Genomic DNA, 23,696 nt, shown 5'->3' with positions numbered 1-23,696 from the left:
TTTTCATAAGAAACAAATCTGGATACTTTTAAAATTTTGTAAATTTCAGATTTTCCGCTTTAGAGCGCAGGCCGGCTTTTGAAACATGCGCTGCTTTTTACTCGATTGTCCGCTGTTTCAGGAGCAATAGACAGTAGCAATCGAGGTCGACTGTACCTGTGGACCACGCTTCATATGCCGCCGTTTCGTGCTCCTCATCCCGCTCACCTGCGTTCAACGCCTTTTTCGTGCTGGAGCTAGTGTTCGACGAGGAGGCGACAGACTCGTAGAGCATATATGGGTCATGCCGAGTCATAGCCGGAGTGATGAAAGTGGGTGGCGCACACCTCGGACATGGCTTGTGTTAAGGCCGCATGAACACTCCGCCCAAGAGCCTCGCGTGTCCGGGCAACGGCGGCACGTTGCACCGTCTTCAGAATGCGAGTTCGATAAGGCTCAGATCGGGCTCGTAGGCGAGCAGGTCCAGGAACCTCGCGCGCGCTGCCAGGAGCGCCTGGATGACGGTCAGGCTCGTGTGAACTGAAAGGTTGTCCATCACCACCCCGTCGCTTAGGCTCAAGCAGCGTGCGAGCCTATCGGTGAAATAGGTCAGGAAGGGCGCTGGAGACAGCCGGGCAGACCGTAGCGATGGAGGGCGTCAGTCGCGAACGTGTGTTTCTTCGCGTGCGCGGCGAGGTACATTCCCTTCGTGCGCGGCTCAGTGAGAAATCCGGCGTCGATTTCCGCGAAAAATGGGCCGTTTTCAGTTGAATTTTAAAGTCGCGAGCCGGTGCACAGAAACGAAAAACCACTGCATTGGCAAAGGCTTGATGGAGCGGGCGATCGGGATCGAACCGACGACATTCAGCTTGGGAAGCTGACGTTCTACCACTGAACTACGCCCGCAGCCACAGCGCTCCAAACTGCGCGGCCGCTTTTCGAGCGGCTCAGGCTAGACCATATCACAGCGTGGAGGTTTGTCTACGTCGCCGTCCCGGCGAGATCCGCAAGTAGGAGCAACGCGTTCACTTCGCGCGCCCGTTACAGTAGTGCTCTGCGCTACGGAGGGTGGACCGTGACTCACGCGCAGAGGCAGTACGAGAAGAGAATGGACACAATGCCTTCGCTCGAGGCTCCCATGCCTCAGACAAGCACGACGATCTCACACGCGGCTCGGCTAATCCTAGCCTCAGCATCACCGCGGCGGCTTAGCCTGCTTCAACAAATCGGAATCGAGCCCGACGCGCTGCTGCCGGCCGACATTGACGAGTCACCCCGCAAAGCGGAATCGCCGCGCGAGTGCGCCCGCCGCCTAGCTAGGGAGAAAGTAGATGCCGCATACGAGACTGCGCGTCGCCGGGACGACATGCGCGACGCTTGGATCTTGGCAGCCGATACGATCGTGGCAGTGGGGCGCCGCATTCTGCCCAAGGCTGAGATCCCAGACGAGGCCTCGGACTGTTTACGCTTGCTCTCCGGGCGCCAGCACCGCGTCTTCACTGCCGTTGCGCTGCTCTCACCCAAGGCCCGACGGCGCGAGCGAATTGTCGAGAGCCGAGTCCGGTTCAAGAGATTAACGGGTCGAGAGATCCAAGCATATCTCGCCTCCGGGGAGTGGCGCGGCAAAGCCGGAGGCTACGCGATCCAAGGACTCGCCGGCGCTTTCGTGGTTAGACTGGTTGGTTCACATAGTGCGGTTGTCGGTCTCCCGCTCTACGAGACAAGCAATCTTTTGGAGGGGGAAGGTTTTTCGGTCCAGGAGCGGTGGGGCGCTATCGCATGACGGGTACACCGAGCAACCGAATTTCCTGCCCGATCTGCGGGTGCCGAGCTGAAGTTGCCTACACGCCATTCTGCTCGCGACGATGCGCCGACATCGATCTTGGGCGCTGGCTAAACGACCGGTACGTCATCGCTCAAGAGGAAGATGACGACCGAGAACATCCGCAGGATCGGAGCGACCTAAAGCTTGGGACGAAACCGACGTGAGCGGGTTGAGTGGGCATACACGCTCTCGTTCGCGACGACGTCTGAGCGACGGTAGACCCGCTTCTGCCGCTCGAACCTGCGAAGTTGAACGGTGAACGGCCACGCGCCCCGGAGTGAGCCGCGCTAGCGCGCATCATCCTGTTTCTGCGCACCGGAATCACTGGAAAAACCTGCCGCGCGAAGGTCGGGTGAAGCGGGAGGACGAGCTGACGACGACTGTGGGCGTGGCAGGCAGCCGGTGTCTGCGCCGTCTTGCACCGCTCGATGCTGCAAGAGTTACAGGATGTAGATGCGCTCGATTGGTCACGCCGCTCTCGACGGCGGCGGCCTGCCAGCGGGACAAGGGGACAGCCACGGGTCCGAAGCCGACGGATGGGGCAGATTCGGCACGAAGCGCTACCCCTTCGTGGACGCGAACGGCACGCAGCCCGGCCTGAGGCTGGATAGGGCAAACTACCGCGACAGCCGCATGCTGGCGGCCACGCTCACTGCAGTGCCAGGCGTGCGCACGGGCCGGCGCCGTCGCCCCGGCCGCAGGCCGGAGCGCCGCGCCATCTTGGTCCGAGTTCAGCGGACACGGCGCGCCACTTGGTTCCGTTCTGATGGCGCCAGAGGATGGCTAAGACCGTGCGGCGAAGATCCTGGGCGCCGTCTTGCCCATTGGTCGGCGAGCCTCAACGGGTAGCTCCAACTCGGCCCATTGCGCGTCTCACGGCATCGCCCCTCCTCGTCCGCGAGAGGCGAAACGCTCACTGCACCAGGTCGTTCAAGCGATCACAGACCCTAAGAGTTGGACGAAAAACCGCAGGGCGCTTCGAAAGGAGGCTAGACAGCACGGCCGTCCCTCACTATACCCCCGCCTCAGCCGACGCCGCCAAGCGGTTCGGTGGTCGCCCAGGTAGCTCAGTTGGTAGAGCATGCGACTGAAAATCGCAGTGTCGGTGGTTCGATTCCGCCCCTGGGCACCATCAAGTCTCGAAAATCTTCAGCATGTTAGAGTGCTGTTTTTCCGGAAAGCAATGAGACTATTCCGGTGATTTCGAGTTGGTGTGATGGTCAAGCTCGCACCAGTTTCCAATGATTATGTGCCACCCTTGGCCCTGTTCCGCTCGCAGACTGCTCTAGCGTGTCGACGTTTGTGGATCGTAAAGGGCATACCTCCCTGGACGAGCCGCCTGCGGCTCCTCGGCGACACCCCGAGAGCACTTTCGCCTCTACCGAAGCCTCTTTCTACGCCAAGCCGATCACGGTTCGATATCTTGCCCGCCACCTATCAGCGAACAGACGAACTTGAAGCAAATTTTTATCACGCCCCCTGATCAGGATAATGACAGCAAGTCCATATTTCAGTCGCTATCGTGGGCGATTTGGTGAGGTCGTTTCTGCAGCGATTGCGAGAAGCACATGAGCGCTGGCCAAACCGCCCCTAATCGGATCAGAAGCAGTACCGAGGCCTACCTGCGCGTGCTACATGCGCTGATGTTGCGCGACATGCGCACGCGCTTCGGTGGCTCGCATCTCGGCTATGCAGTGGTTGTGTTGTGGCCTGTAGTCCATTTATTCGTGCTAGTATCTATTTACGTATTTCGCAAAGTTCCCGCACCACTTGGGGAAAGCAGGGCGTTATTCTTTGCCACGGGCGCTGTAACCGTTCTCATATTCCAATACATATCCAAAGAGGTCATGAAGGCGGTTATAATGAACAAGCCTTTGACGTATTATCCTCAGGTCAAAAACTTTGACGTAGTACTTGCTCGTATTCTTGTTGAAATAATTACAGGTTTTCTTGGCCTATTGACGGTCATGTCTACTTTGATAGCACTTGGAGTAAATCCCCTCCCTGTCGATCCCATTGCTGCAATAGCCGGCTACTGCGCTGCGATCGCTTTGGGAATAGGCATCGGAACAATCAATATTGGTATTATCGCGTTTTTTCCGGGGTGGCTTATAGGATACCAACTTTTCAATATTCTCATGTATGTCGCCAGTGGCGTAATGTTTCTTCCTCATTACCTCCCAAAGCAAATATATGATATACTAAAATACAACCCGGCAATGCAAGTTATAGAATGGGTTAGACTTGGCTACTACCCGAATATGGGTGTGAAAGTTGATTACATGTATGTAATGCTATTTTCAAGCGCCGCCCTCACTTTGGGATTGCTGCTGGAACGTTTAGTAGTTCGCAGGCGTAGTTCCTGACTAATGATTTTGGCCTGGCGAACTGCTCGAAGCTAACCGCAGGTTTTTCTCGCATCTTGAACCCTGAGGGAGGGCGGATGCCGTGCGTTGTAATCGCTTCACAAACGTACAGATCGCCTTTGCCTTTCGGCAGGCGGAAAAGGCTACGACGGTGGACGAGATCGGCCGGTGACGGTTCCCCAGATCTTGTTCGGGCCAAAGGGTGAGCCCCCGGATCTCGCTCGGCAGCCTGCTGGGCTGTCGCCAAGGAGAATTCCTAGGGCATTCGCCATCGCAGGGCCCTGTGAGGACGGCTCTCGTTGTACTGCCGCCGGCACGCCTCGATTTTGCCCCTGACGTTGGCCAGCGACAACAACTAGAAGGATGTGCTTATCGAGGCTCAGATTGGCCATGAACTGCTTGAGCTTGCGGTTCTTCTCCTCAAGCTGCCTCAGCCGGCGCAACTCACCCGTTCCGAGGCCACCGTAGAGCTTCTTCCAGCGCTAAAAAGTCTGCGCTGAGATGCCCATCCGGCGCAGCACATCCGCGACCGGCGTTCCGGTCGCGGCCTGCTTCAGCGCGGCGGCACTCTACTCTTCGGTGAACCCGCTCGTCTTTACGGCCCTGCTCCTCCCGTCAGGGTCTCGCCTCATTCCCGCAAAAAACGCGAGCTTCGGTCGAAACACAGTCAGGTGTGATGGGACAGTCATAGGCGGGACATCCACCTACGCCTAGAAGTGCCGCACATTTCTGAGAGGGCGTCGTGAAGAGTACCAATCAGCCGAAAGCCGTGACGTATGCGCAGACGAGGAAACAGGACCGCCCGCCGGTTGCTTGCTTCGATCCGCACTTTCCGCATTTGCCGCAGCGACTCGAACGCATCGGCGTCTCACCGAAACCGGATCGCTCGTCTCAGTCGACCCAGTTCGATCCGCACTTCCCAGTGCTCCGGACGAGCCATGCGCTGACAAATCGGGTGAGTTTTTTGGCCCCGCCATGTGGTACAGAGGATCAAGCCTGAAGTTTTCGAGCTGTTTCGTCTATTTATGGCCGACGAACTCGTAGGGTGTGAGTCCACGCAGCATGTCGAGGCGGTAGCCATCGTTTAGACTGTCGCGGGCTTCTATAGTTGGCTCTCCAGTTCATTCTAGGCCCGCAAACATAACTCTTTATCGTAGCGCCCTTGATCCTGTGATTCATTCATCTGACCTGATCGATATCCTGCACGTTGCGGTGTTGAACTGCATCCGGTTTTAACTCGACACGCGGCGCAACTGTGAGGCCCAGAGACTGTTATGTACCTCCGGCAAATTACCGCTGACATCTCCGACGTACGGTGCGCTCGTATATTCCTGAATGTCTGCTCAATCACGAGGCGCTACCCGGCGAAAGCTTTGGGAATGGCGCTATCTGCTGGGCTAGCGGGGTGGGCCTGTAGTCCTAGGGTGTGAACCGAACCAAGCCGTTGCGGAGTTTATGATTTTATGATTCAGGGCCGCCGATTGCAGCGTGGAGGCGGCGATGGCGGACCTGTTCTGGCTCTCGGATGAGCAGTGGGCGGTGATGGCCCCGTTCATGCCCAAGGATCAGCCCGGACCGGAGCGGAAGGACGACCGGCAGATCATCTCCGGCATCCTGCACGTGCTCACCTCGGGCTGCCGCTGGCGTGACTGCCCGTCCGCGTATGGGCCTCGCACGACCGTCTACAATCGCTTCAACAGATGGTCCCGGCGTGGCTTCTGGAAGGCGATGCTGGTGGCCCTGGCCAAGGCCGGCTGGTCGGGCGAGGCGGCTGCCATCGACAGCACCTACGTGCGCGCGCATCGCTCAGCGCACGGCGGGAAAGGGGGGCGACGGCGCAGGCCATTGGCTCGTCGCGCGGCGGCCAGACGACCAAAGTCCACGCGCTCACCGATGTCCTCGGCCGGCCCGGCGTTCTCCTGCTGACGCCTGGCAACACCAGCGATGTCACCGCCGCTCCGGCCGTCCTGGCCGAGGCGCCCGGCCGGATCCGCCGCCTGAGCGCCGACAAAGGCTACGACGCCGATTGGCTGCGCGCTGACCTCCGCAAGAGTGGCATCACGCCGATCATTCTGGGCAAGCGCGGCCGCAAGAGAAGGATCCGTCACGACAAGCCGCGCTACCGGGAACGCTGGCGCATCGAGGCGACGTTCAACCGCCTCAAGGACTTCCGCCGCATCGCCACCCGTTACGACAAACTCGCCCGCAACTACGCCTCAGCCGTCGCTCTGGCTGCCGTCATCGCCTTCTGGTGCTGATCGAGTCCAAACCCTAGATGTTTGATCCCAGGGAGTGATGGCGAAGTTTCCTGACGCGAATGCAGGGATGCGCCATGGGACAGGGTCACCACGGGTGCGCTGCGGCGACAGCGGCAGTCCGTCGAGCGATACAGCTTGGGCAAGCGAGCCTGAGGCAGCTTGCTCAGCGCTGCGGGATCAACCCAGAGATCGTCGCCAAGTGGAAGCAGACTGCGGTCGGAGGCGCGGTCCGACGGCCAACCGGAAGACGGGGCCGAACGTGCCGAATTCTACTGTGCTGTCGGCCGAGGACGAAGCCGTCATCGTTGCTTCTCGGGGCACACGCTCTTGCCGCTCGAAGTGTGGCTCTACGACGTGCAGCCGGCGCTCCCACACCTGCCGCGGTCGAACCTGCACGCACCGCTGCCTCCAACGCCATGGCATCTCGCGACTGCCTGAGACCGACGGCGACAAGCCGCTGCAGGCGAAGTTCAAGCGCTACCCGCGCGGCTACATCCACGTCGACATCGCCGAAGTGCACACCGAGGAAGGCAGGCTCTACCTCCTCGTGGCTATCGACCGAACCTCAAAGTTCGCCATTGCCGAGCTGCACGAGAAGGCCACGCGCCGGGTTGCCGGCGACTTCTTGCGCGCCCTCGCCGCTGCCGTTCCCTACAAGATCCACGCTGTGCTCACCGACAACAACAATAGGGTCTTCAGGCGCCGCGCGAAGTTGTAAGCAGCCACCAAGTCGGCAAAGTACTGCCGAAGCTGGTCATGGCCTTCGTCGCGGAAGCGCTTGACGGACGCGTCCTTGATCGTGCGGTTGATCCACTCGAGTCGACAATTCGTCCAAGGACGACGGGGCTTCGTCAGCCGATGCTCGATGTCGAGATCGGCGCAGACCGCCTCGAAGGAGTGGCAGCGGACACGCATCGAGAAGGCCATCCGTTAAGAAGGGGCAACCTTCATCCTTCCCGAGATTCAGTTCTGCCCAAGCGGCATCATTCCCGCAGCCGCCAAATCCGGGCCCGCCGGTTACTCGATACTTGGTTCAGAGGTGGGCGGCCTGGCCACACCTACACTGCCGACGAATGCAAGATACCCCTCATCCGGATTGGATTGAGCAACCGTCTCGTAAAGTTTCCGACCGCTCTAATAGAACTTATCGCTCAATCGAGGAGAAAGTCCTCAGATGAAGCAGATAGTATTATTTTAGCACCTATACACGAAAATTCTTCTACGAAGGCGATTTAAAAATGGACATCAGCCAAGAGCGAGGGCTAGGACTGGAAATAAAACTTTGGACGTCAGCGAAAATATTTTCGTCCTCCACCAGGTTCATAGTCTCTCTGTGAGTCTCGATGAAATCTTCATAAGACATCGTACCGATTTCCGCGACAGGTGTCCCGACAAAATTTTCGACAATGCGGGGATCGCGCCACACCACGGTTTGTCCATGGCCACCGAAGGTCCGAAAATGATAGAACTTCATCATCGTACGGATGAAGTAGACGACTTTGAACACGTCGCCCATCCAAGACCAATCACCGTTGCCGATGGACCTGCGCAGGCGGTAGCAGCGCTCCTGATCCGGAAGCGCTGAGAAGCTGTCGTTCGGCACCGTATCATCAATGAGCCAGATCGTTCTGTCGTGTGCGAAGGCGAGCGAGCTGATGAAGTCCCGCAGAGTTTGCTCATAGGTATGTAGGCCGTCGAGAAAGATCAGGTCGAATGGCTCATAGCGTGCGGTCCGGAAGAACTCATCACTCGGAAGAGGATGAAAATGCGTTCGATCGTTCGCGAGAGCTGCGTAGTCAAAATGAAACGTTGGATCGACGCCAACCCGGAAATCAACGTCTACCCCCGAGAAAGTTGAGCCGTTAAAGACCCCGATTTCCAAGTAACGCTTAGCGTTCGCGATTCGCGCTAAGCGGTTGATGCGCTCGTAATGCATTCCTGGAATTTCCCACTCTCAATCCGGGCCTGCCACGCGTGTAGCATAACCCGAGCCCCAAGGCGCCTGCGAAGCTGAGTGCCTTGCAAAAAGTAGCCTACGCCTCTCTCCGCGAGTTCATGAAGCCAATGGCTGCTCGCCGACATCGATCGTCTTCTCGACGAGGGACGAGAGGCTGCCGCTGTACCAAGCTGCGATTGAGCGGACAGGTGGATTGCTCGCCACCGAATGATCCATATCCGCCGCTTGGTACCCGCCGGCGAGGGGCTGTTGGTGACCCTGAGAAGCTATGCGGTACGTCAACATTGAGCGATCACTGATGAAGGCGAGGCGACTCTTTAATGGCAACCTGCCAGCAACGGTAGGATGTTTGGCTATTCCATCGAGTTCTGTGACCTCAAGGAGCAAGGCGTTTAAGCCCTAAGCCATTCGTTTGAAATGAGTTGGCCGCTGTCTGGAGCGTTCCGTTAGGGCAAGCCCGAGTGGGACAGCGTCGGCTTATCTCCCAAGCGCAGCCGTAGAATTATTCTGCTTGCCACAAAGGCTGGCATGCCAAATAATGCATACATCGCACCTGCAGTGGATCCTGGTTCGCCGTAGCCGAACACGGCGTTTTACCAGCATTCACCCCATCACGACGGAGCCGGAGCATGCGTCGCTACGTGATCCCGATAGTCCTCGTCCTCGCCGCGACCGGCACCCGCGCCGCTGAGACGGCCGAGGCGCCGCTCCCGAACCGCGCGCCGGCACTCGTCTCGCAACTCGTCGGCTACGCGATCACCCTGGAGAAGTGCAAGGCGGTCAAGCCCGGCCGCAACGCCCAGGCACCCTGGCTCGCCCTTCAAGCCGCCTACGGCGGCGCCCATGAGCGCTGGGAGCAGGATCAGGCGCGGCTCAAGGCGCTCGTGCGCACCGAGATCAACCGCCAGCGCCTGACCATGCCGGAGCCCGCCGACGGCTGGTGTGAGGAGGCCAGGCGTGCCTACGGCCGCCGCGGCACCGTCTACCCGGACGCGATCTCGATGATCGACGGCTCCTCCAGCAGCGCCTCCCTGGGCGCCGAGGCGATGTTCACCGCCGACACGCTGGAGATCTAGCAGCACTGATGGCGCGCCGCGATGGCTGGGCGGCAGCCGCATAATGCCGCTTACATGAGATGGGCAGCTCCCTAACACCCGATCGGTGAAGGTCCGCTCCCGAGGGCAATGCGACCCGTTGCGGTTGGTTGGCTGAACGCAGGCTACCCATTCGTGGCGGCCCCGTACGTGGGTACCGAGCGTCAAATGACGACCGCTGTCATTGCCCTCGATGCTGCCGTCGCCTAACTTAAGTTAAGGCCCCTTTCTCGTCGAGCAGAGCCGGACAGTGACGCGAGCGGAGCTTGACATAGCCCTCGCCCGGGCGCGCGAGCGCGTGTTGGCCGGGCAGCGATCCTGGGACGAAACATCTGAGTGTCTAAGGCGCTCGCAAGAACTGCTGGCACGTTCCCGAGCCTTGCTGATGAGAACTGCGCAATCATCTTCGGGCCATACGACAGTCTTCGGCGACGCGCCGATCGAACGATGTCACTCGCGGCTCGAGTCCAGAAGCTGACGCTCAAAGCCCCTTTTCGCTCAGGCGGTCAGCGCTCGCGCAGGCCCGAAGTGAGGTTCTGAAAGGAACTGTCACGACTGAGGAGCAACGCGCAGGTGATGCCCACGCAACGAAAAGCCCGCCACGGCGGACCGGGCGGGCCTTGCGCTTCATGCGGCATCATCTCGACAATCGAGGCGTCAGCGGCCGCCGACAGGCCGAACCTCGCCTGCGTTCACTCCGCCGCAGCCGGCTCGGCTGTTTTGCGCCGGCTGCGCGGCTTAGGAGCCGGTTCAGCCGCCTTTGTCCGAGCACTGCGGCCCTTCGAGGAAGCAGGAGGCGGAGCTGCCTTGGTTCTGGTCTCAGGCGCGAGAGCGGCTGGAGTTGCAGACTTACGGCGCTGCTGCCCGAGCCCCAAACTCTTAGCGAGCGATGACCGCGCCTCCGAGTAGGAGGATGACACCATCGGGTAGTCGCGCGGCAACCCCCACTTCTCCCGATAACTCTCCGGCGTCAGCCCGCGGATCGTCAGATGGCGGCGCAGCGTCTTATAGGGCTTGCCATCCTCGAAGCTGATCAGCGCGGCGGCCGTGATCGATTTACGGATCTGGGCCGGCGTCGCCTTGATCTCAGGCTCGGTCACTTCGGCCCTCTGATTCAAGCCCGACACGGCAGCATGCACGCTTGCGATCAGGCTCGGCAGGTCCGCTACCGCGGCGTGATTGTTCGATAGGTAGGCCGAGACGATGTTGACCGTCAGGTCGATGGGGCTGCTGTTCAGTTCTTCAATGTCTGCCATAGCGAGATCCTTCTTGATGCTCGCTCGCACTTCTGCAACTTCAGACACTCTTGGCAATCCGAACGCGTTGGGAAAAGATCGTTTTACAACACAAATTCAGCGACACTGTTTCGCCGTCGCAGACGACCGCTTGACGGAAACGATTGGACAACTTTCGCTAACCGATCCCGTTCGATCCGGCACAAGCGCGCTCAACTCTCAAATCGGTCTGCCCATAGAGCCAGCAAGCCTAGCTGCGTTGCCGCGCCGTCCGGGAGATGGCATACGCCCTCGGAGGTTGAACTGAGCTCTGACCCCACGTCGGAAACGCCTTCACATACGAGCAGCTGATGCAGCGATTCATCTCCTCGGCAGTCCGCCGGATCATCCAGAAGGGGGCGGCCGCTCCGGCGCCGGCTCCCGCTCCGAGCGCACCTGAGCGGTCTCATCTGCTGTTCAATCCTCCGGCGAGCGAGGCGCCGCCGCCCCAGGCCGGGTATGAGTACCGCGCCACGGGCTACCACCATCCCGCAATCCATCACCACGAGGACATTCTCGCGCCGTGGAAGGCCATCGCGGGAGAACGGGGCGATCTCCACCGCGAGTATCTTGTTCCCAGGCTCGTGTGTGCTCCCTCGGAGGAGGATTTCGCGTTTCTCAGCCGACCGCTGCAGCTGTCGAAGCCCGAAATCGAGGCTGGCATCAGCTCGCTCGCACCCTGGACCTACCACCTGGAGCCGGCTGGCGTGTCGACGGAGGCCCTCGGCGCCTACAACCAGCGGACGGTCGCTTTCCACCGCTATCGAACGAACCTGATCACGCGGGCCGTTGCGGGCATGCTTGGACCTGAGGCTGCCTCATCGACCCTGCTCGACCTCGGCTGCAACTGCGGTTTCTTCACACTCGACGCGGCTGTGCACGGAGTGGGAAGCACATCCGGGCTCGACCTGAGAGCAGAGAATATTGCACAAGCGAACTTCCTAAAATCCCTCTACGGTGTAGAGAATGCCAATTTTGAAGTCGGCAATGTGAAAGATGCCCTCGACACCGACAAGACCTTTGATGTGGTTCTCAATCTCGGATTGATGTACCACTTGTCCACGCCCTTCGAAGTCATGCTGGATTGCTACAACATCAGCAAGAAATTCTGCGTGGTCGACACCATCACCCATACGGAACCTTTCTCGGCTTACTTCGTCAGATCGAAGGACACGAGTAGTCCGATCGAGGGCGACCTGTCTTTCGAGCTGCAGCCGACCTATCGCGGCATCATCGACACGATGCGCGCGGCTGGCTTCCAGGACATCATCGAACTCGAGGCACCCACCTCCAGCATAGAACTGTATTCGGATGGTACACGACGCTGCCTCGTCGGGTTCAAGGACAGTTCCGAGACGTACGTGAACAGGCTTCTTGCTTGAACGTCTCGCTTGAAGCGCGGAGTGCAGCACAAATTCGATTGTGCGGCACGATACGCCGATCTGACTATCTTCGATTATCAATGAGTTTTCGAGGATGGAGAGCGCCGGTTCTCTCCTCGGGACGGACTGGATCACAATGGTGGACAAGAAAGCCGTCGAGGAATTTACCATCCCTCCTCCAGCCGGCGCTAAAGTCGCGTCCATGCCTTGCACCAATTCGTACTACGCATATCCCAAAGTAAAAAACCTTCACCTAGCTTCATCACATATTGCGTCACTGCTCGACGGTCTCTGGAGAAGATCTGTCCATCCGGGAGAGGACGTCACATTTTACCATCTGAAAGATGTTATCGTTGCCGAAGAGGGTCTGGTTTTCGATCTTGCCGGGAATCTGATCTCGGTTACGCGCACCTACCACACGGATGAGGAAGTGCTCGCCGGCCGCCAACGCGTACTGGATGCGATCGAGCGTGGGCTTGCAAATAAGATTGATAAAGGCATCCTCGGGAAGAGCCGCGGTGCCGACAATTATGGGCACTTCCTCGTGGAAATGCTTCCGCGCGCCTGGCTTGCCAGAAAAATCCTGTCCCTGAACGATTGGCCCGTCATCATCTTCGATGAGCCGACAGCGGTGACGCGATCGGCGACGGCGGCGCTGCATTGCGCGGGTTTCTCGAACGAGTATGTGCTGCCCATGGGGCGGGCTCCGGTTTTTGTCGACGACCTGATCGTCGTCGACCGGCTTACCGGCCATGCGGTGTACCTGTCGCCGCTGGTCATGGAATGCTTGGACACGATCACTGAGACGATCGCAGCCGCTAAGAACGATTCGATCTATGTGCCACGCAGACCGTCGAAGAGCCGCGATTTCAACGACGAGCATCTGGTCGCCGAGCGGCTGCAGGGGCTCGGATTCCAGGAAGTTGAGGCAGCGGCGCTACCTTTCCACGAACAAGTCGCAGCGTTCAAAGGTGCGTCGCGGGTGGTTGGATGCGCCGGAGCAGCTCTCACGAACATTGCGTTTTGCCGACCGGGCACCGACGTTTTCATTTTCATGCCGAGTGGCGCTGCCGAAGTTTTCTTCTGGATGTTGGCGGAGGCCCGTAACTTGAATTATCACGAAATTCGATGCCGCGAGATCGGCCCACAACGAGGGGCATTTTCCTGGGATCGTTTGCTCGATGTTTCACCGGATGAAGTTGTCCGGCTCATCGAGCCTGGCGTGTGGAACTAAGTTCTAAATTGACTTAATCCCGCACCGGACCTGGTTGATATTTTTACATCGAAGCGCAGGAATACGCACTCATCGCCCTGCTCGCGGGCGAAGATTTATCGGGCCTGATTTCTGCATTCTCGCAAACCATTTCCATGTGCGGAAGGATTGTGTTCCGCTTCGTCGTTGCGACGCGAGAAGCTTCAACGCCACCGAGCGAGCTCGGCTTCAACCTTTGCCAGGAAACGCGCACGCCTTGCCTCATTGCACGAGTCCATGCCCGTCAACGCGATCCAATCGAGGCGGCAACGCTGCGCGCAAAGCGGGCGAATGCCGAAGCGAAATACCCGCCAGTCCGGCCAGCCGATTAGCCACAGCAGCCAGCGCGGCGATCCGTAGGTCGTGATCACGCCGATCCGACGGATCCCCGTGAGTTGGGGCTGCAGGTCGTTCGGGCCGGCGAGCCGGAAAGCGACGCCGGGCAGCCAGACACGGTCGATCCAGCCCTTCAGCATGGCCGGCATCCCGAACCACCAGGTGGGATAGACGAAGACCAGCGCCTCGGCGCCTCGGAGCGCCGCGATGTGATCGGCAAGACCGGAGCGATCAGCCCTCTCGTCGTAGTAGCACCCGCGCTCCCTGTCGGAGAGAACGGGGTCGAAGCCCTCGGCGTAGAGGTCCCGCAGAACGACCGCATGCCCGCCCGCCTCAAGACCGCGCCGTGCCGCGTCGCGCAAGCCTGCCGAGAAGCTGTCGGCACGCGGGTGGCAGTAAATCATGAGCACGCGCATGCCGAGCTCCCGCGCCCTATTGGTCTCAGGGGCGATCCGTGACGCGCTGGAGAAGCTCCGGATCAGCGAACCCATCCGGCGTCAGACCGGCCGAGCCCTGAAACGACCGGATCGCCGCGCGCGTCTTCGGGCCGATCTTGCCGTCGACGCCCCCGGGATCGTGGCCGAAGGCCGACAGCCTCGCCTGGAGATCCCGGATCTCGTCCGGCGTGAGCGGGCGCTTCGACCGCGGCCAGTCGCGGAGGAAGCCGCCCGCACCGCGCAGACGATCGGAAAGGTGAGCAACCGTCAGCGCGTAGGACAGCGCCGTATTGTAGCGCAGGATCACCCGGAAGTTCGGTTGAAGCAGGAAGGCCGGCCCCCCGGCGCCGGCCGGCAGCGCGAGGCTCGCGCGCTGCTGCAGGTCGGCGACGGGACGGCCGTCGGCGGGGCGCAGGCCGCGCTCCTGCCACTCCGACAGGGTGCGCTCCGTCGTCTCGTCGGCGAGACGGTAATCGAAACCCTCGGGAAGCGTGACCTCGAAGCCCCACCCCTCTCCGGCTTGCCAGCCGGAATGGCGCAGATAATTCGCCGTTGAGGCGAGCGCGTCGGGAATCGAGCTCCAGATGTCGCGGCGGCCGTCGCCGTCGAAATCGACCGCGTGCTCTCGGAACGTCTTCGGCATGAACTGGGTGTGGCTCATCGCGCCGGCCCAGGACCCCGTCATCCGCTCTGCTGGGACAGCGCCCTCGGCCAGAATCTGCAGGGCCGCCACCAATTCGTCCCGCCAATACGCGGCGCGCTTCGGCTCTCCGCAGCTCAGCGTCGCGAGCGAGCGCAGGACGGGCTTCACGATCGATGGATCGTCGAGCACCGCCCCATAGGTCGACTCGACGCCCCAGATCGCTACGAGAATGTGACGGTCGACCCCGTAGGCGCGCTCGATGGCAGCGAGCGTCGGTGCCCACTCCGCGAGCTTCTCACGGCCTGTAGCAATACGGGCCTCCGTGACGGTGGCCTCGATGTAGTCCCAGATCGGGCGAACGAACTCGGCCTGCCGGTTCGCCGCGGCGAGAATTGCCGGATCGGGTGCAACGCCCGCCAGTTGAGTTTCCACGAAGCCCCGGTCGAGGCCGCGGCTCGCGGCAAATGTCGCGATCTGGCGCAGGCAACCCGTGAAGGTGTCATTCGCACCGGCCTCCGAAGGGCTTCCTGACGATGGCTCGACCTCGGCGCGGAGCGGTGCAGCGCCGAGGACGAGAAGAGCCGCGGCAGCGAGAAGGGTTCTCATCGCCACACCCGCGCCAAGGCCGCACGGAAAGCGGAGACTCCCCCGTGCAGGCGCGACGGCTTCCGGTCGGCTGGTGGCTCGGAGGGCGTCGAGCGTGTCAGCAGCCGTTCGAGCTCGGCCGGTGAGACGTCGATCAGCCGATCCCACGGCATCGCCCAGAGTTGCGGCCCGATTTCCGGGCAGCGGATCTCGCGATACCGCAGGCGGCGTGCCTGCGCCAACATCCAGAAGAACGTCTCGCCGGCGCTGCTCGGCGTGAACACCACGACCTCCGTGCCGGGGCGGCAGAACACGATGTTCGTGATGGCGGCGCCCATGCAGCCGACGACGCTGCGCGCGCCCTTGAAGGCCGCGACCTGGTCCTCGAAACTCAGCGCTGCTGCTTCGACCTCACGATAGCCCATGGTGCGCAAGCGTTCGGCGATCGCTGGCTCTTCCACGAACTCGCGGATCCGCGCAGGGCGCCGCGTCGCGTAGAGGTCTGCTTCGGGCGCCGGCGCAATCCCGGCGGTGATCGTGTCGAAACACTGCATCACGTGGGGCGACAGGTAGGTGCTGTGCGAGGTGAGACCGTCGATCGCGACGAGGTCGCGCACCAGCACGGGCTCTCGCCCGGTGACGACGATCTCCTCGGGCGCGAACCCGGCAACCTGCAAGGCTGCCCGCGCGACGTCCCGGACCGGGGCCGGCTCGTCGAAGATGATGGCCGGCCAGTCCGGAAAGCCGAAGCGCGTCCGCGCGAGCCAGGCGCGGGGCAGCATCTCGACGAGGAAATGGCCGTAATTGTCAGCCCCGCGGCTCTTGGCGAGAATGCCGCGCTCGAGGGTTCGCGCCGAGCCGGATCCGATTGCCGTAAGGACGGCAGCATGCGCGCGCCGGATCTGCTCGTCGTCGTGATAGGTCCGCGTCGGTGCGAGAAGCTTGCCGGATTGGTCGAAGGCGAGACCTTCCTCGGCGACGTACACGTCGGTGAATCGGTAGGCGACGACGTCCCGGCCCCGATGGATATCCTTGCGCCAGATCGTCTCCAGGGTCGGACGGATCGTCTCCGGAATCGGAGCGAGGCAGGTCAGTCGCGGATAGGCGTAGTACGAGTTCGTACTGGGGATCGCAGCGATCCGTGCAAAATCCGGTGGTTGGACGATCAGATCTTCGATCGGCTCCGACAACGATGTGACTTCCCCTGCATGCGGCAGCCCGCGAGACGCCCTCTTGGCCGCTTTCTGCCCTTGCACGCAACAGCAAGCGACCGCCGGAACGCGCCGCGATGGGCGTTCCGGCGGTCGGCCGGTCTCAAATCCCGCTCTCGGATAAGAAGCGCGGAGGCGGGGCCGCAGCGCGAAGCCGCGCCCGCCCTACTCGCAGACGCGGACGCGGCGGAAGAACACGTCGCCGTAGCCGTCCACGTAGCGGCGGCGCTCGAAGTGGCAGACCGGGCCCTCGTCCTCGACGTAGACCGGCGGCGGAGCGCGGTAGACCGGGCGGCCGGGATAGTAGCCGTTCTGGGAGGACGCGATGGCTCCGCCGACAGCGAGGCCGCCGAGCACGCCGAGGGCGGCGGCGCCGCCCGGGCTGATTCCGTCGCGGGCCTGCGCGGCCGGCACCGCGGCGACGGCGAGGCCACCGGCCACAAGCGCCGTGGTGAGAAGCCTGATCATGGTTCGATCTCTCCTGTGAAGCGACCTCCCGGCATCGCCGGGGAGTCGCGAAGACTGAACAGAACAGCAACGGTATTGGGGCGAGAGTTCGGCACGGGATGAAAATGACGGGCCAAGCCGTATGCCGCCCGACATCAACCTTGGCTGAACGGTCCTACAGGCGCGCGTTCCGTGCGGATAGGCGCCAGCGCACATCCCGGCGAAGCTCAGGCTCGCCCCAACTCTCGGCAAGCGCCTCGCGGACCGCGATGAGCGGGGCTCGCCCGCGATCACGCTCGGCCGCTCGAACGGCCGACCAGGTCTCGACGTAGCCGATGAGATCCGCGAGCGTCCACGACGCCACGATCGCCAGGGCGGGCGCCGGCATCTCGGCGAAGGGAAACGGGAGGCCCGCATAGCCCTCCTCCACATGGCGGCGCTCCGGCGGCCAGTAAGGCTTGAGAACGGCGCCGTAGAAGTGCTGAACGACAGCGCCGGCCGCGCCCTCGATCTCGAGCACGCCGTAGCTGATCAGGGAGAGGACCCCGCCCGGTCGCACGACCCGGCGCACCTCCGCGTAGAAGCGCGGCAGATCGAACCAATGGGCGGCCTGGGCGACGGTGACGAGGTCGACGCTGGAGGCGGGCAACCCGCTCGCCTCCGCGGGAGCGACCTTGTAGCGCACGCGTGGATGCGGGCTCGCGGCCGCGATCTGGGCGGCGCTCGCATCGGTCGCGACGACCTCGCCGTAGCGCGCGGCCAGCAAGGTCGAGAGCTGCCCGGTGCCGCAGCCGCAATCGAGCGCTTTCTCGTGGCGCAATGTGAGGGAGGAGAGATGCTCGACGAGGGCCACCGGATAGGTCGGCCGGTGGGCGGCATAGTTCGCGGAGCCGGTCGAGAAATGGTCCTTGAAGCCGTGCTCCGTCATGGCGTCCGCTCCCCGGTGGATCGTGAGAATAGCGACGTTCACAGCCGATGCGAGCTTGACGAAAAGGCCGGCGCCGGCTCGAACCCGGGATCGCGTCGGGCGTTCGCGCTGAGGACGCGGCTGCCGGCGAAAGGCACCTGAGAGGCACCTATGGCGACACGAGGCTTCACGGGACGCAGGCCGCCCGAGGCGACGCGGGAGCGGCTGCCTCCGGGGCAGTATCTCACCGAGGACTTTCCGGTCCTGCAGCTCGGACCGACGCCGCGGCTCGACCTCGCGACCTGGCGCTTCACGCTGCGCGACGGCGCAAAGCCTCTGAAGAGCTGGACCTGGGATCAGTTCGAGGCCATGCCGCGCACGCGCTGGGGCGGGGACATCCATTGCGTCACGAAGTGGTCGAAGTTCGACACCGTCTGGGAGGGCGTGACCTTCGACGATATCCTGGCCGATGCGGGCGTCGCCGCGCCGACCGCTTTCGCGCTCGCTGAGGGCTACGACGACTACACGACGAACGTGCCCGTCGCGGATCTCGCGAACGGCAAGGCCATGGTCGCGACCCGCTACGCCGGCGCGCCGATCCCGCCCGATCACGGCGGCCCGGCACGCCTCCTCGTGCCCCATCTCTACTTCTGGAAGAGCGCCAAATGGGTGAGCGGCCTGCGCTTCACGCGCAAGGACGAGGCAGGCTTCTGGGAATTGCGGGGCTATCACATGTACGGCGATCCGTGGCGCGAGCAGCGCTTCACCGGTGACTGACCGCGGCCCGCTCCGCTGGCAGGAGGCCGAGATCGTCGGCATCACCCCTGTCACCGAACGCGTGAAGAGCGTCCGCTTCCGGGTCGATTTCGCCGACAGGTTCGTGCCCGGGCAGCATGTCGACGTGCGGCTCACCGCGCCGGACGGCTATCAGGCCCAGCGCAGCTACTCCATCGCCTCGGCGCCCGAGGCGTCCGGGACGATCGAGCTGATGATCGAGCGCCTCGACGAGGGCGAGGTCTCGGGATTCTTCGCGAATGTCGCCGCGATCGGCGACCGGATCGAACTGCGTGGGCCGATCGGCGGCGCGTTCGTCTGGACGGAGCGGGACGGCGGGCCGCTGCTCCTCGTCGGAGGCGGATCGGGCGTGGTGCCGCTCCTCGCGATGCTGCGGCACCGGGCGGTGGCCGCGCCGGACGTGCCGGCCCTCCTCCTCTACTCCGCCCGCACGCGCTCGGACATCATCGCGGCCGATGAGTTGCAGGCCCGCGCCTGTGACGAGCCCGGCTTCACGCTGAGGCTCGCCCTCACCCGGGAGCCGGGCGGCCGGCGGATCGACCGCGCGACGATGGACGAGGCGCTCGCCCGGCTCGGGCGACCGGCCCACGCCTTCGTCTGCGGCAGCAACACCTTCGTCTCGGCCGCCTCCGACCTCCTCGTCGATGCCGGCGTTCCGCCGCGCACGATCAGGACCGAGCGGTTCGGCGGTTCGCTCACGGGCTGAAGATCAGGACGAGGTAGACGAGGAACACGATCAGGTGGACCGCGCCCTCGAGCACCGTGGTCCGGAGGCCCGAGAAGGTGAGCGTGCTGAGGATCAGCGTGACCGTCAGGAGCGCCATCTCGGTCGGCTTCAGGCCGAGCACGACGGTCTGACCGGTGATGAGGCCGACGGCGAGGATCGCCGGAACGGTCAGGCCGATCGTCGAGGTCGCCGCGCCGAGGCAGAGGTTGATCGCGCGCTGGAGATCATTGCGGGCCACCGCCTTCAGGGAGGAGATGGCCTCCGGCGTGAAGACGATCGCCGCGATGAGGACGCCGCCGAGCGCCGAGGGCGCCCCCAGCGCCGCGATCCCGTGGTCGAGGATCGTGGCGAGGCTCTTCGACAGCAGCACGATCGGCAGGATGTTGGCGATGAGGAGCGCGGTGTGGCGCAGGATCGTCCCCGCCGCCGGCCGCTCTCCCGCCTCGGTGGGTTCGGGGCCCGAGGTCGCCTCGTGGCTCGATTCCATGAAGAAGTCCCGGTGCCGCCCGGTCTGGATCAGCAGGAACACCGCGTAGAGGGCGACCGTGAAGGTCGAGAAGGTGATCGCCTGCAGGCGGGTCAGCGTGCCGTCGCTGGTCGAGGTGGTGAAGTTCGGGATGATGAGCGCGATCGTGCTGAGTGGGATCAGCACCGACAGGAAGGCGGAGGCCCCCTGGAGGTTGTAGGATTGCTGATGGTGCCTGAGGCCGCCGATCAGCAGCCCGATCCCGACGACGCCGTTGAGCACGATCATCAGGACCGCGAACATGGTGTCGCGCCCGAGCGTCGGCGCGTCCTTGGCCGAGAGCATCACGGCGGAGACGAGGGCGACCTCGATGACCACGATGGCGAGCGTCAGGATCAGGGTGCCGAGCGGTTCGCCGAGCATCTCGGCGAGTTCCTCCGCCTCGTGCACCACGCCGAAGGCGGACCACATGATCGCGCCGAGGAGCCACGCGAACAGGCCGCACGCCCAGAGCGGAGAGCCGAGATCGCCCAGCCACTCCTTGCCGAACCACGCGAAGGCGCCGACCGTCGCCCAGGCCACCGCCAACCGCAGGATGCCGCTCATCGACCCGTCCGTTTCGCCCCGCCGCCCGCCGCGGGCCGGCTCGCAGGGGCCGGTCCCCTTCTGCCATCGGGCGGTCGGGGACGACAGGTGTGGCGGCGGGAAATGGCGGCGGGTGCCGTTCCGCTCACGAAACCGTGCTTGCGCGTTGCAACCGGCCCATGCAGCGTGTGCTGTGGTGCCGGGCGCCCGCGCGCGGTAGACATCCAGGCTCCGTAACCGATTCGAGACCGGCCCTCCGCTTCGATCCGCGCCCCCGTGCGGGAGCGGACGAGCGCCGCCGCTGAAAGTCCGCCCTTGCCTTTCCCGACCATGCCCGCCCCCATCGCGCGGGCGCTTTCCGAGCGCGCCTACGAGGAGCCGACGCCCGTTCAGGCCGCCGTGCTGGAGCCCGACGCCCTCGGCCGCGATCTTCTCGTCTCCGCGCAGACCGGCTCCGGCAAGACCGTCGCCTACGGGCTCGCCATCGCCGGCACCCTGCTCGGCGAGGCCGAGACGTTCGGGCAGGCAGGGGCTCCGCTCGCCCTCGTGATCGCGCCGACGCGCGAGCTCGCACTCCAGGTGCACCGCGAATTGTCGTGGCTCTACGCCGCCGCCGGCGCCCGCATCGTCGCCTGCGTCGGCGGCATGGACCCGCGCCGGGAAGCGCGCTTCCTGATGGACGGGACGCACATCGTCGTCGGCACGCCGGGACGTCTGCGCGACCATCTGGAGCGCGGGAACCTCGCCACCCAGTCGCTGCGCGCTGTGATCCTCGACGAGGCCGACGAGATGCTCGACCTCGGCTTCCGGGACGACCTTGAGTTCATCCTGTCGGCGACGCCGGGCGAGCGCAGCACGCTCCTGTTCTCGGCGACGCTGCCGAAGGCCATCGCGACGCTGGCCGAGCGCTACCAGCGCGATGCCCTGCGCATCGCGGTGAAGGGCCAGGAGCAGGGCCACGCCGACATCGCCTACCGCGCGATCCGGGTCGTTCCCCGCGAGATCGAGCACGTGGTGCTCAACGTCCTGCGGGAGGCGGATGCCCCGACCGCGATCGTCTTCTGCAACACCCGCAATGCCGTGCGCCACCTCCAGGCGGTGCTGACCGAGCGTGGCTTCTCGGCGGTTGCCCTGTCGGGCGAGCTCGGCCAGGGCGAGCGCAACGCCGCGCTCCAGGCACTGCGCGACGGGCGCGCCCGCGTCTGCGTCGCGACCGATGTCGCCGCGCGCGGCATCGACCTGCCAACGCTGAGCCTCGTCATCCACGCCGACCTTCCGCACGATGCGGAGGTCCTGCAGCACCGGAGCGGGCGCACCGGCCGCGCCGGACGCAAGGGCACGAGCGTGCTGCTCGTCCCGAATTCCCGCCGCCGCCGCGCTGAGCAGCTCCTCGCGATCGCGAAGGTCGCACCGATCTGGAGCGGGCCGCCGACGGCGGACGAGATCCGCCGCCTCGACGGCGAGCGCATGATGGCGGACCCGCTCTTCTCGGAGCCGCCCGCGGAGGAGGATCTCGCCCTCGCGGACCAGTTGCTGACGCAGATGTCGCCGCGCGACATCGCCGCGGCGCTCGCGCGCGTCTACCGCACCCGCCTCCCCTCCCCCGAAGACGTGACCGATCCGGGCGAGGCGCCGGGGCGCGGTTCGGCGAACCCGCGCTTCGATCCGCTCGCGGCGGAGCGCATCGCCGCCATGGGACCGGCCGTGTGGTTCCGGCTCAACCTCGGGCGGCGCGACAATGCCGACCCACGGCGCCTGCTGCCCCTGCTGACAAGGCGCGGTGGGGTCGATCGTCAGGAGATCGGCGCGATCCGCATCTTCGAGCGCGAGACGAAGTTCGAGGTCCGGGGAGGCGCGGCCTCACGCTTCGCGGCGGCTTTCGCGCGGAACGGTTCGCCCGAGATCCAGGTCGAGCCGCTCGCCGCCGAGGGCGCGCCCGCGGAGCGCCGCGGCCCGAAGGGCTTCAAGAGCCCGCGTGGGGACAAGCATGCCCGCGTGATGGGCAAGAAGCCGCGCAACGGCTGAGGCGGCCGGACGAACGGCCGCTCTCCCGATCCGGTCGTCCGGTCAGAACTTCTCGGGCAGGCCCTTCACGGCCTCGCCGAGCGCTTCGACGCTCTCGCGGATCTTGCGGCCCGCGGGCGCGAGCGAAGGCACCTTCATGCCGAAGACCTCGGTGGTCTCGGGCTCCTCGGCGGCCGTAGGCGCTGGCGCAGCCTCGGCGGAGGCGACCTCGCTCCTCTTGGGGGCCGGCGGCTTCGGCGCTGCGACCTTCAGGCGGGGCTTCGCCGCCTCCTTCGCGACATCCTTCGGCGTCTCGGGCGCAGCCTCGCGCGCCGGCGCAGCCGGCAAGGCCGCGAAGGCGACGTCCGCTGTGCGCGCCTTGACCGTCTCGTTCTTCGACGGGGCGACCACGTGGGCGGTCCGGGCCGGTGGCGCGAGCAGCGCCGCTTCCCGGACGGGGGCGACGGTCGCCGCATACTCGATCATCGGTGCGCGCTTCGCGGGGGCGCTCGCCGTTTTCGGAGCGGTCGGGGCCGGCTGCGGCGCGGCCTGCGGCTCGATCGGCTTCGCCTCGGCATCGATGGCTGCGCGAAGCGGCATCGGAGTCTCCGGCGCGGCTGTCGGCACGACCGGCGTGGACACGGGGGCGGGCTCAACGCTCAGGCTGCCCGTGACGAGCGCCGGGACACCGTCCTTGAGATCGGGCCAGTTCGCTGCAATCTGCTTGACCCCGGCCGGCTTCGGCGAGGCGGCGAGGCCGCCGAGCAGGGACATCGACGCCGCCGAGAAGGCGGCCACGGCACCGATGGCGAGGCCGCCGAGCAGCGCGACGCGGAACTTGCTCCGCGGGGCCGACCGGACCTTGGCCGAAGGCCGCGTGTCGCGGGTTTCCGACGGATCGATCGAGACGTTCATCATCGGGCGGGGTCTCTTCCTGATACGCGACGCATGGTGAACGGACCGGCGCTCCCCTTCACCGACCCCGGCGCGTCAACCGCGCCGCCGGCCAAGCCGCGCATGCCGGAACACGCGGGACGTCGGCCTTGGCAAACGAACTCATCGTGACAATACGGCGCAAAGATGTCCGCAAGCCCCACGTCAATCATAACCGTGGTCTGGGACACCGCCTGCGGATTAACCACGGTACGATTAAGGCTTCGTGTCTG

21 protein-coding genes, 2 tRNA genes and 4 pseudogenes are annotated in these 23,696 nt (G+C 63.9%); 13 read left to right on the top strand and 14 right to left on the bottom strand.

Annotated features, from left to right (window positions below; translation table 11 throughout):
* Positions 1-412 precede the first annotated feature (412 nt).
* Both E1J50_RS28005 and E1J50_RS08400 read right to left on the bottom strand, forming a co-directional pair.
* Complete coding sequence (locus E1J50_RS28005; protein ID WP_245516488.1) at positions 413-535, bottom strand: transposase; 123 nt, start codon at positions 533-535, stop codon at positions 413-415.
* Positions 536-810: 275 nt separating this feature from the next.
* Positions 811-885, bottom strand: a tRNA-Gly gene (locus E1J50_RS08400).
* 211 nt (positions 886-1,096) lie between these two features.
* On the opposite strand from E1J50_RS08400, the gene E1J50_RS08395 reads away from it, so the two are divergent.
* The 5 genes and pseudogenes from E1J50_RS08395 to E1J50_RS08375 all read left to right on the top strand — a co-directional run bounded on the left by E1J50_RS08395 (position 1,097) and on the right by E1J50_RS08375 (position 4,170).
* The gene (locus E1J50_RS08395) at positions 1,097-1,762 is read left to right on the top strand and encodes a Maf-like protein (protein ID WP_425374921.1); all 666 of its coding nucleotides are present in this window, start codon (positions 1,097-1,099) and stop codon (positions 1,760-1,762) included.
* Positions 1,759-1,968: a DNA gyrase inhibitor YacG gene (locus E1J50_RS08390; RefSeq protein ID WP_132252398.1), complete on the top strand. Its 210-nt coding sequence runs from the start codon at positions 1,759-1,761 to the stop codon at positions 1,966-1,968. Before E1J50_RS08395 ends, E1J50_RS08390 begins: the two co-directional genes overlap by 4 nt.
* Before the next feature lie 63 nt (positions 1,969-2,031).
* Positions 2,032-2,515 (top strand): annotated as a pseudogene (locus E1J50_RS28000) (transposase family protein); the annotation flags it as partial.
* A 345-nt stretch (positions 2,516-2,860) separates the two neighbouring features.
* Positions 2,861-2,936 (top strand) — tRNA-Phe (locus E1J50_RS08380).
* A 436-nt stretch (positions 2,937-3,372) separates the two neighbouring features.
* The gene (locus tag E1J50_RS08375; RefSeq protein WP_132252396.1) at positions 3,373-4,170 is read left to right on the top strand and encodes an ABC transporter permease; all 798 of its coding nucleotides are present in this window, start codon (positions 3,373-3,375) and stop codon (positions 4,168-4,170) included.
* A gap of 256 nt (positions 4,171-4,426) precedes the next feature.
* Here the strand turns inward: E1J50_RS08375 and E1J50_RS28515 are convergent, their stop codons facing one another.
* Both E1J50_RS28515 and E1J50_RS08365 read right to left on the bottom strand, forming a co-directional pair.
* On the bottom strand, positions 4,427-4,522 hold the full coding sequence (locus tag E1J50_RS28515; protein ID WP_425374920.1) for an integrase core domain-containing protein: 96 nt from the start codon (positions 4,520-4,522) through the stop codon (positions 4,427-4,429).
* Positions 4,515-4,727: pseudogene (locus tag E1J50_RS08365) on the bottom strand (transposase); the annotation flags it as partial. The gene E1J50_RS28515 and the pseudogene E1J50_RS08365, both read right to left, overlap by 8 nt.
* A 943-nt stretch (positions 4,728-5,670) precedes the next feature.
* Here E1J50_RS08365 and E1J50_RS08360 point away from each other — a divergent pair.
* Positions 5,671-6,428 (top strand): IS5 family transposase gene (locus E1J50_RS08360; protein ID WP_132252394.1). Its coding sequence is split into 2 segments (ribosomal slippage): positions 5,671-6,007 and positions 6,007-6,428, totalling 759 coding nucleotides; the frame shifts between segments, so codons are not numbered across the junction.
* 74 nt (positions 6,429-6,502) lie between these two features.
* A pseudogene (locus tag E1J50_RS08355) lies at positions 6,503-7,110 on the top strand (transposase family protein); the annotation flags it as partial.
* 5 nt (positions 7,111-7,115) lie between these two features.
* Here E1J50_RS08355 and E1J50_RS08350 read toward each other — a convergent pair.
* Both E1J50_RS08350 and E1J50_RS08345 read right to left on the bottom strand, forming a co-directional pair.
* Positions 7,116-7,334 (bottom strand): annotated as a pseudogene (locus E1J50_RS08350) (integrase core domain-containing protein); the annotation flags it as partial.
* 313 nt (positions 7,335-7,647) lie between these two features.
* Entirely contained in the window at positions 7,648-8,364 is a 717-nt protein-coding gene (locus E1J50_RS08345) for a class I SAM-dependent methyltransferase (protein WP_132252392.1), read from the bottom strand.
* Between the two features lie 650 nt (positions 8,365-9,014).
* On the opposite strand from E1J50_RS08345, the gene E1J50_RS08340 reads away from it, so the two are divergent.
* Positions 9,015-9,461 carry a hypothetical protein gene (locus E1J50_RS08340; protein ID WP_132252389.1) on the top strand — a complete coding sequence of 149 codons (447 nt, stop codon included), beginning with the start codon at positions 9,015-9,017 and terminating at the stop codon, positions 9,459-9,461.
* A 710-nt stretch (positions 9,462-10,171) separates the two neighbouring features.
* On the opposite strand, the gene E1J50_RS08335 is transcribed toward E1J50_RS08340, so the two are convergent.
* Entirely contained in the window at positions 10,172-10,735 is a 564-nt protein-coding gene (locus tag E1J50_RS08335) for a Ros/MucR family transcriptional regulator (protein ID WP_132252387.1), read from the bottom strand.
* Positions 10,736-11,064: 329 nt separating this feature from the next.
* Between E1J50_RS08335 and E1J50_RS08330 the strand changes: the two genes are divergently transcribed.
* Together E1J50_RS08330 and E1J50_RS08325 are read left to right on the top strand one after the other, a co-directional pair.
* On the top strand, positions 11,065-12,135 hold the full coding sequence (locus E1J50_RS08330) for a class I SAM-dependent methyltransferase (protein WP_132252385.1): 1,071 nt from the start codon (positions 11,065-11,067) through the stop codon (positions 12,133-12,135).
* Positions 12,136-12,229: 94 nt separating this feature from the next.
* Positions 12,230-13,369, top strand: coding sequence for a glycosyltransferase family 61 protein (locus E1J50_RS08325; protein WP_132252383.1), 1,140 nt, complete (start codon positions 12,230-12,232; stop codon positions 13,367-13,369).
* 182 nt (positions 13,370-13,551) lie between these two features.
* On the opposite strand, the gene E1J50_RS08320 is transcribed toward E1J50_RS08325, so the two are convergent.
* The 5 genes from E1J50_RS08320 to E1J50_RS08300 all read right to left on the bottom strand — a co-directional run bounded on the left by E1J50_RS08320 (position 13,552) and on the right by E1J50_RS08300 (position 17,974).
* Entirely contained in the window at positions 13,552-14,139 is a 588-nt protein-coding gene (locus tag E1J50_RS08320; protein ID WP_132252381.1) for an NAD(P)H-dependent oxidoreductase, read from the bottom strand.
* Positions 14,140-14,164: 25 nt separating this feature from the next.
* Positions 14,165-15,409 (bottom strand): lytic murein transglycosylase, encoded by a 1,245-nt coding sequence (locus tag E1J50_RS08315; RefSeq protein WP_132252378.1) that lies wholly within the window; start codon positions 15,407-15,409, stop codon positions 14,165-14,167.
* On the bottom strand, positions 15,406-16,578 hold the full coding sequence (locus tag E1J50_RS08310; protein WP_132252376.1) for a glycosyltransferase family 61 protein: 1,173 nt from the start codon (positions 16,576-16,578) through the stop codon (positions 15,406-15,408). The genes E1J50_RS08315 and E1J50_RS08310 overlap by 4 nt, the downstream gene beginning before the upstream one ends.
* A gap of 186 nt (positions 16,579-16,764) precedes the next feature.
* Positions 16,765-17,067 (bottom strand): hypothetical protein, encoded by a 303-nt coding sequence (locus tag E1J50_RS08305; RefSeq protein WP_132252374.1) that lies wholly within the window; start codon positions 17,065-17,067, stop codon positions 16,765-16,767.
* Positions 17,068-17,221: 154 nt separating this feature from the next.
* Positions 17,222-17,974, bottom strand: coding sequence for a class I SAM-dependent methyltransferase (locus E1J50_RS08300; RefSeq protein ID WP_132252372.1), 753 nt, complete (start codon positions 17,972-17,974; stop codon positions 17,222-17,224).
* Between the two features lie 150 nt (positions 17,975-18,124).
* Between E1J50_RS08300 and E1J50_RS08295 the strand changes: the two genes are divergently transcribed.
* Both E1J50_RS08295 and E1J50_RS08290 read left to right on the top strand, forming a co-directional pair.
* Complete coding sequence (locus tag E1J50_RS08295; RefSeq protein WP_132252370.1) at positions 18,125-18,730, top strand: sulfite oxidase-like oxidoreductase; 606 nt, start codon at positions 18,125-18,127, stop codon at positions 18,728-18,730.
* Complete coding sequence (locus tag E1J50_RS08290; protein ID WP_132252368.1) at positions 18,723-19,454, top strand: FAD-binding oxidoreductase; 732 nt, start codon at positions 18,723-18,725, stop codon at positions 19,452-19,454. Before E1J50_RS08295 ends, E1J50_RS08290 begins: the two co-directional genes overlap by 8 nt.
* Here E1J50_RS08290 and E1J50_RS08285 read toward each other — a convergent pair.
* On the bottom strand, positions 19,444-20,547 hold the full coding sequence (locus E1J50_RS08285) for a calcium:cation antiporter (RefSeq protein ID WP_132252365.1): 1,104 nt from the start codon (positions 20,545-20,547) through the stop codon (positions 19,444-19,446). The genes E1J50_RS08290 and E1J50_RS08285 overlap by 11 nt on opposite strands.
* 294 nt (positions 20,548-20,841) lie before the next feature.
* Between E1J50_RS08285 and E1J50_RS08280 the strand changes: the two genes are divergently transcribed.
* Entirely contained in the window at positions 20,842-22,551 is a 1,710-nt protein-coding gene (locus tag E1J50_RS08280) for a DEAD/DEAH box helicase (protein ID WP_132252363.1), read from the top strand.
* A gap of 42 nt (positions 22,552-22,593) precedes the next feature.
* Here E1J50_RS08280 and E1J50_RS08275 read toward each other — a convergent pair whose 3' ends face one another.
* Positions 22,594-23,448, bottom strand: coding sequence for a hypothetical protein (locus E1J50_RS08275; protein WP_132252360.1), 855 nt, complete (start codon positions 23,446-23,448; stop codon positions 22,594-22,596).
* Positions 23,449-23,696 lie beyond the last annotated feature (248 nt).

This window comes from Methylobacterium segetis (assembly GCF_004348265.1).
Classification (GTDB): domain Bacteria; phylum Pseudomonadota; class Alphaproteobacteria; order Rhizobiales; family Beijerinckiaceae; genus Methylobacterium; species Methylobacterium segetis.
This window is presented reverse-complemented; position numbering and strand designations above follow the sequence as displayed.

Bases quoted from the DNA above. Each gene is read 5' to 3' on its own strand.
- E1J50_RS28005 (WP_245516488.1), bottom strand. From the start codon at position 535: ATGGACAACCTTTCAGTTCACACGAGCCTGACCGTCATCCAGGCGCTC.
- E1J50_RS08395 (WP_425374921.1), top strand. From the start codon at position 1,097: ATGCCTTCGCTCGAGGCTCCCATGCCTCAGACAAGCACGACGATCTCA.
- E1J50_RS08390 (WP_132252398.1), top strand. From the start codon at position 1,759: ATGACGGGTACACCGAGCAACCGAATTTCCTGCCCGATCTGCGGGTGC.
- E1J50_RS08375 (WP_132252396.1), top strand. From the start codon at position 3,373: ATGAGCGCTGGCCAAACCGCCCCTAATCGGATCAGAAGCAGTACCGAG.
- E1J50_RS08345 (WP_132252392.1), bottom strand. From the start codon at position 8,364: ATGCATTACGAGCGCATCAACCGCTTAGCGCGAATCGCGAACGCTAAG.
- E1J50_RS08340 (WP_132252389.1), top strand. From the start codon at position 9,015: ATGCGTCGCTACGTGATCCCGATAGTCCTCGTCCTCGCCGCGACCGGC.
- E1J50_RS08335 (WP_132252387.1), bottom strand. From the start codon at position 10,735: ATGGCAGACATTGAAGAACTGAACAGCAGCCCCATCGACCTGACGGTC.
- E1J50_RS08330 (WP_132252385.1), top strand. From the start codon at position 11,065: ATGCAGCGATTCATCTCCTCGGCAGTCCGCCGGATCATCCAGAAGGGG.
- E1J50_RS08325 (WP_132252383.1), top strand. From the start codon at position 12,230: ATGGAGAGCGCCGGTTCTCTCCTCGGGACGGACTGGATCACAATGGTG.
- E1J50_RS08320 (WP_132252381.1), bottom strand. From the start codon at position 14,139: ATGCGCGTGCTCATGATTTACTGCCACCCGCGTGCCGACAGCTTCTCG.
- E1J50_RS08315 (WP_132252378.1), bottom strand. From the start codon at position 15,409: ATGAGAACCCTTCTCGCTGCCGCGGCTCTTCTCGTCCTCGGCGCTGCA.
- E1J50_RS08305 (WP_132252374.1), bottom strand. From the start codon at position 17,067: ATGATCAGGCTTCTCACCACGGCGCTTGTGGCCGGTGGCCTCGCCGTC.
- E1J50_RS08300 (WP_132252372.1), bottom strand. From the start codon at position 17,974: ATGACGGAGCACGGCTTCAAGGACCATTTCTCGACCGGCTCCGCGAAC.
- E1J50_RS08295 (WP_132252370.1), top strand. From the start codon at position 18,125: ATGGCGACACGAGGCTTCACGGGACGCAGGCCGCCCGAGGCGACGCGG.
- E1J50_RS08285 (WP_132252365.1), bottom strand. From the start codon at position 20,547: ATGAGCGGCATCCTGCGGTTGGCGGTGGCCTGGGCGACGGTCGGCGCC.
- E1J50_RS08275 (WP_132252360.1), bottom strand. From the start codon at position 23,448: ATGATGAACGTCTCGATCGATCCGTCGGAAACCCGCGACACGCGGCCT.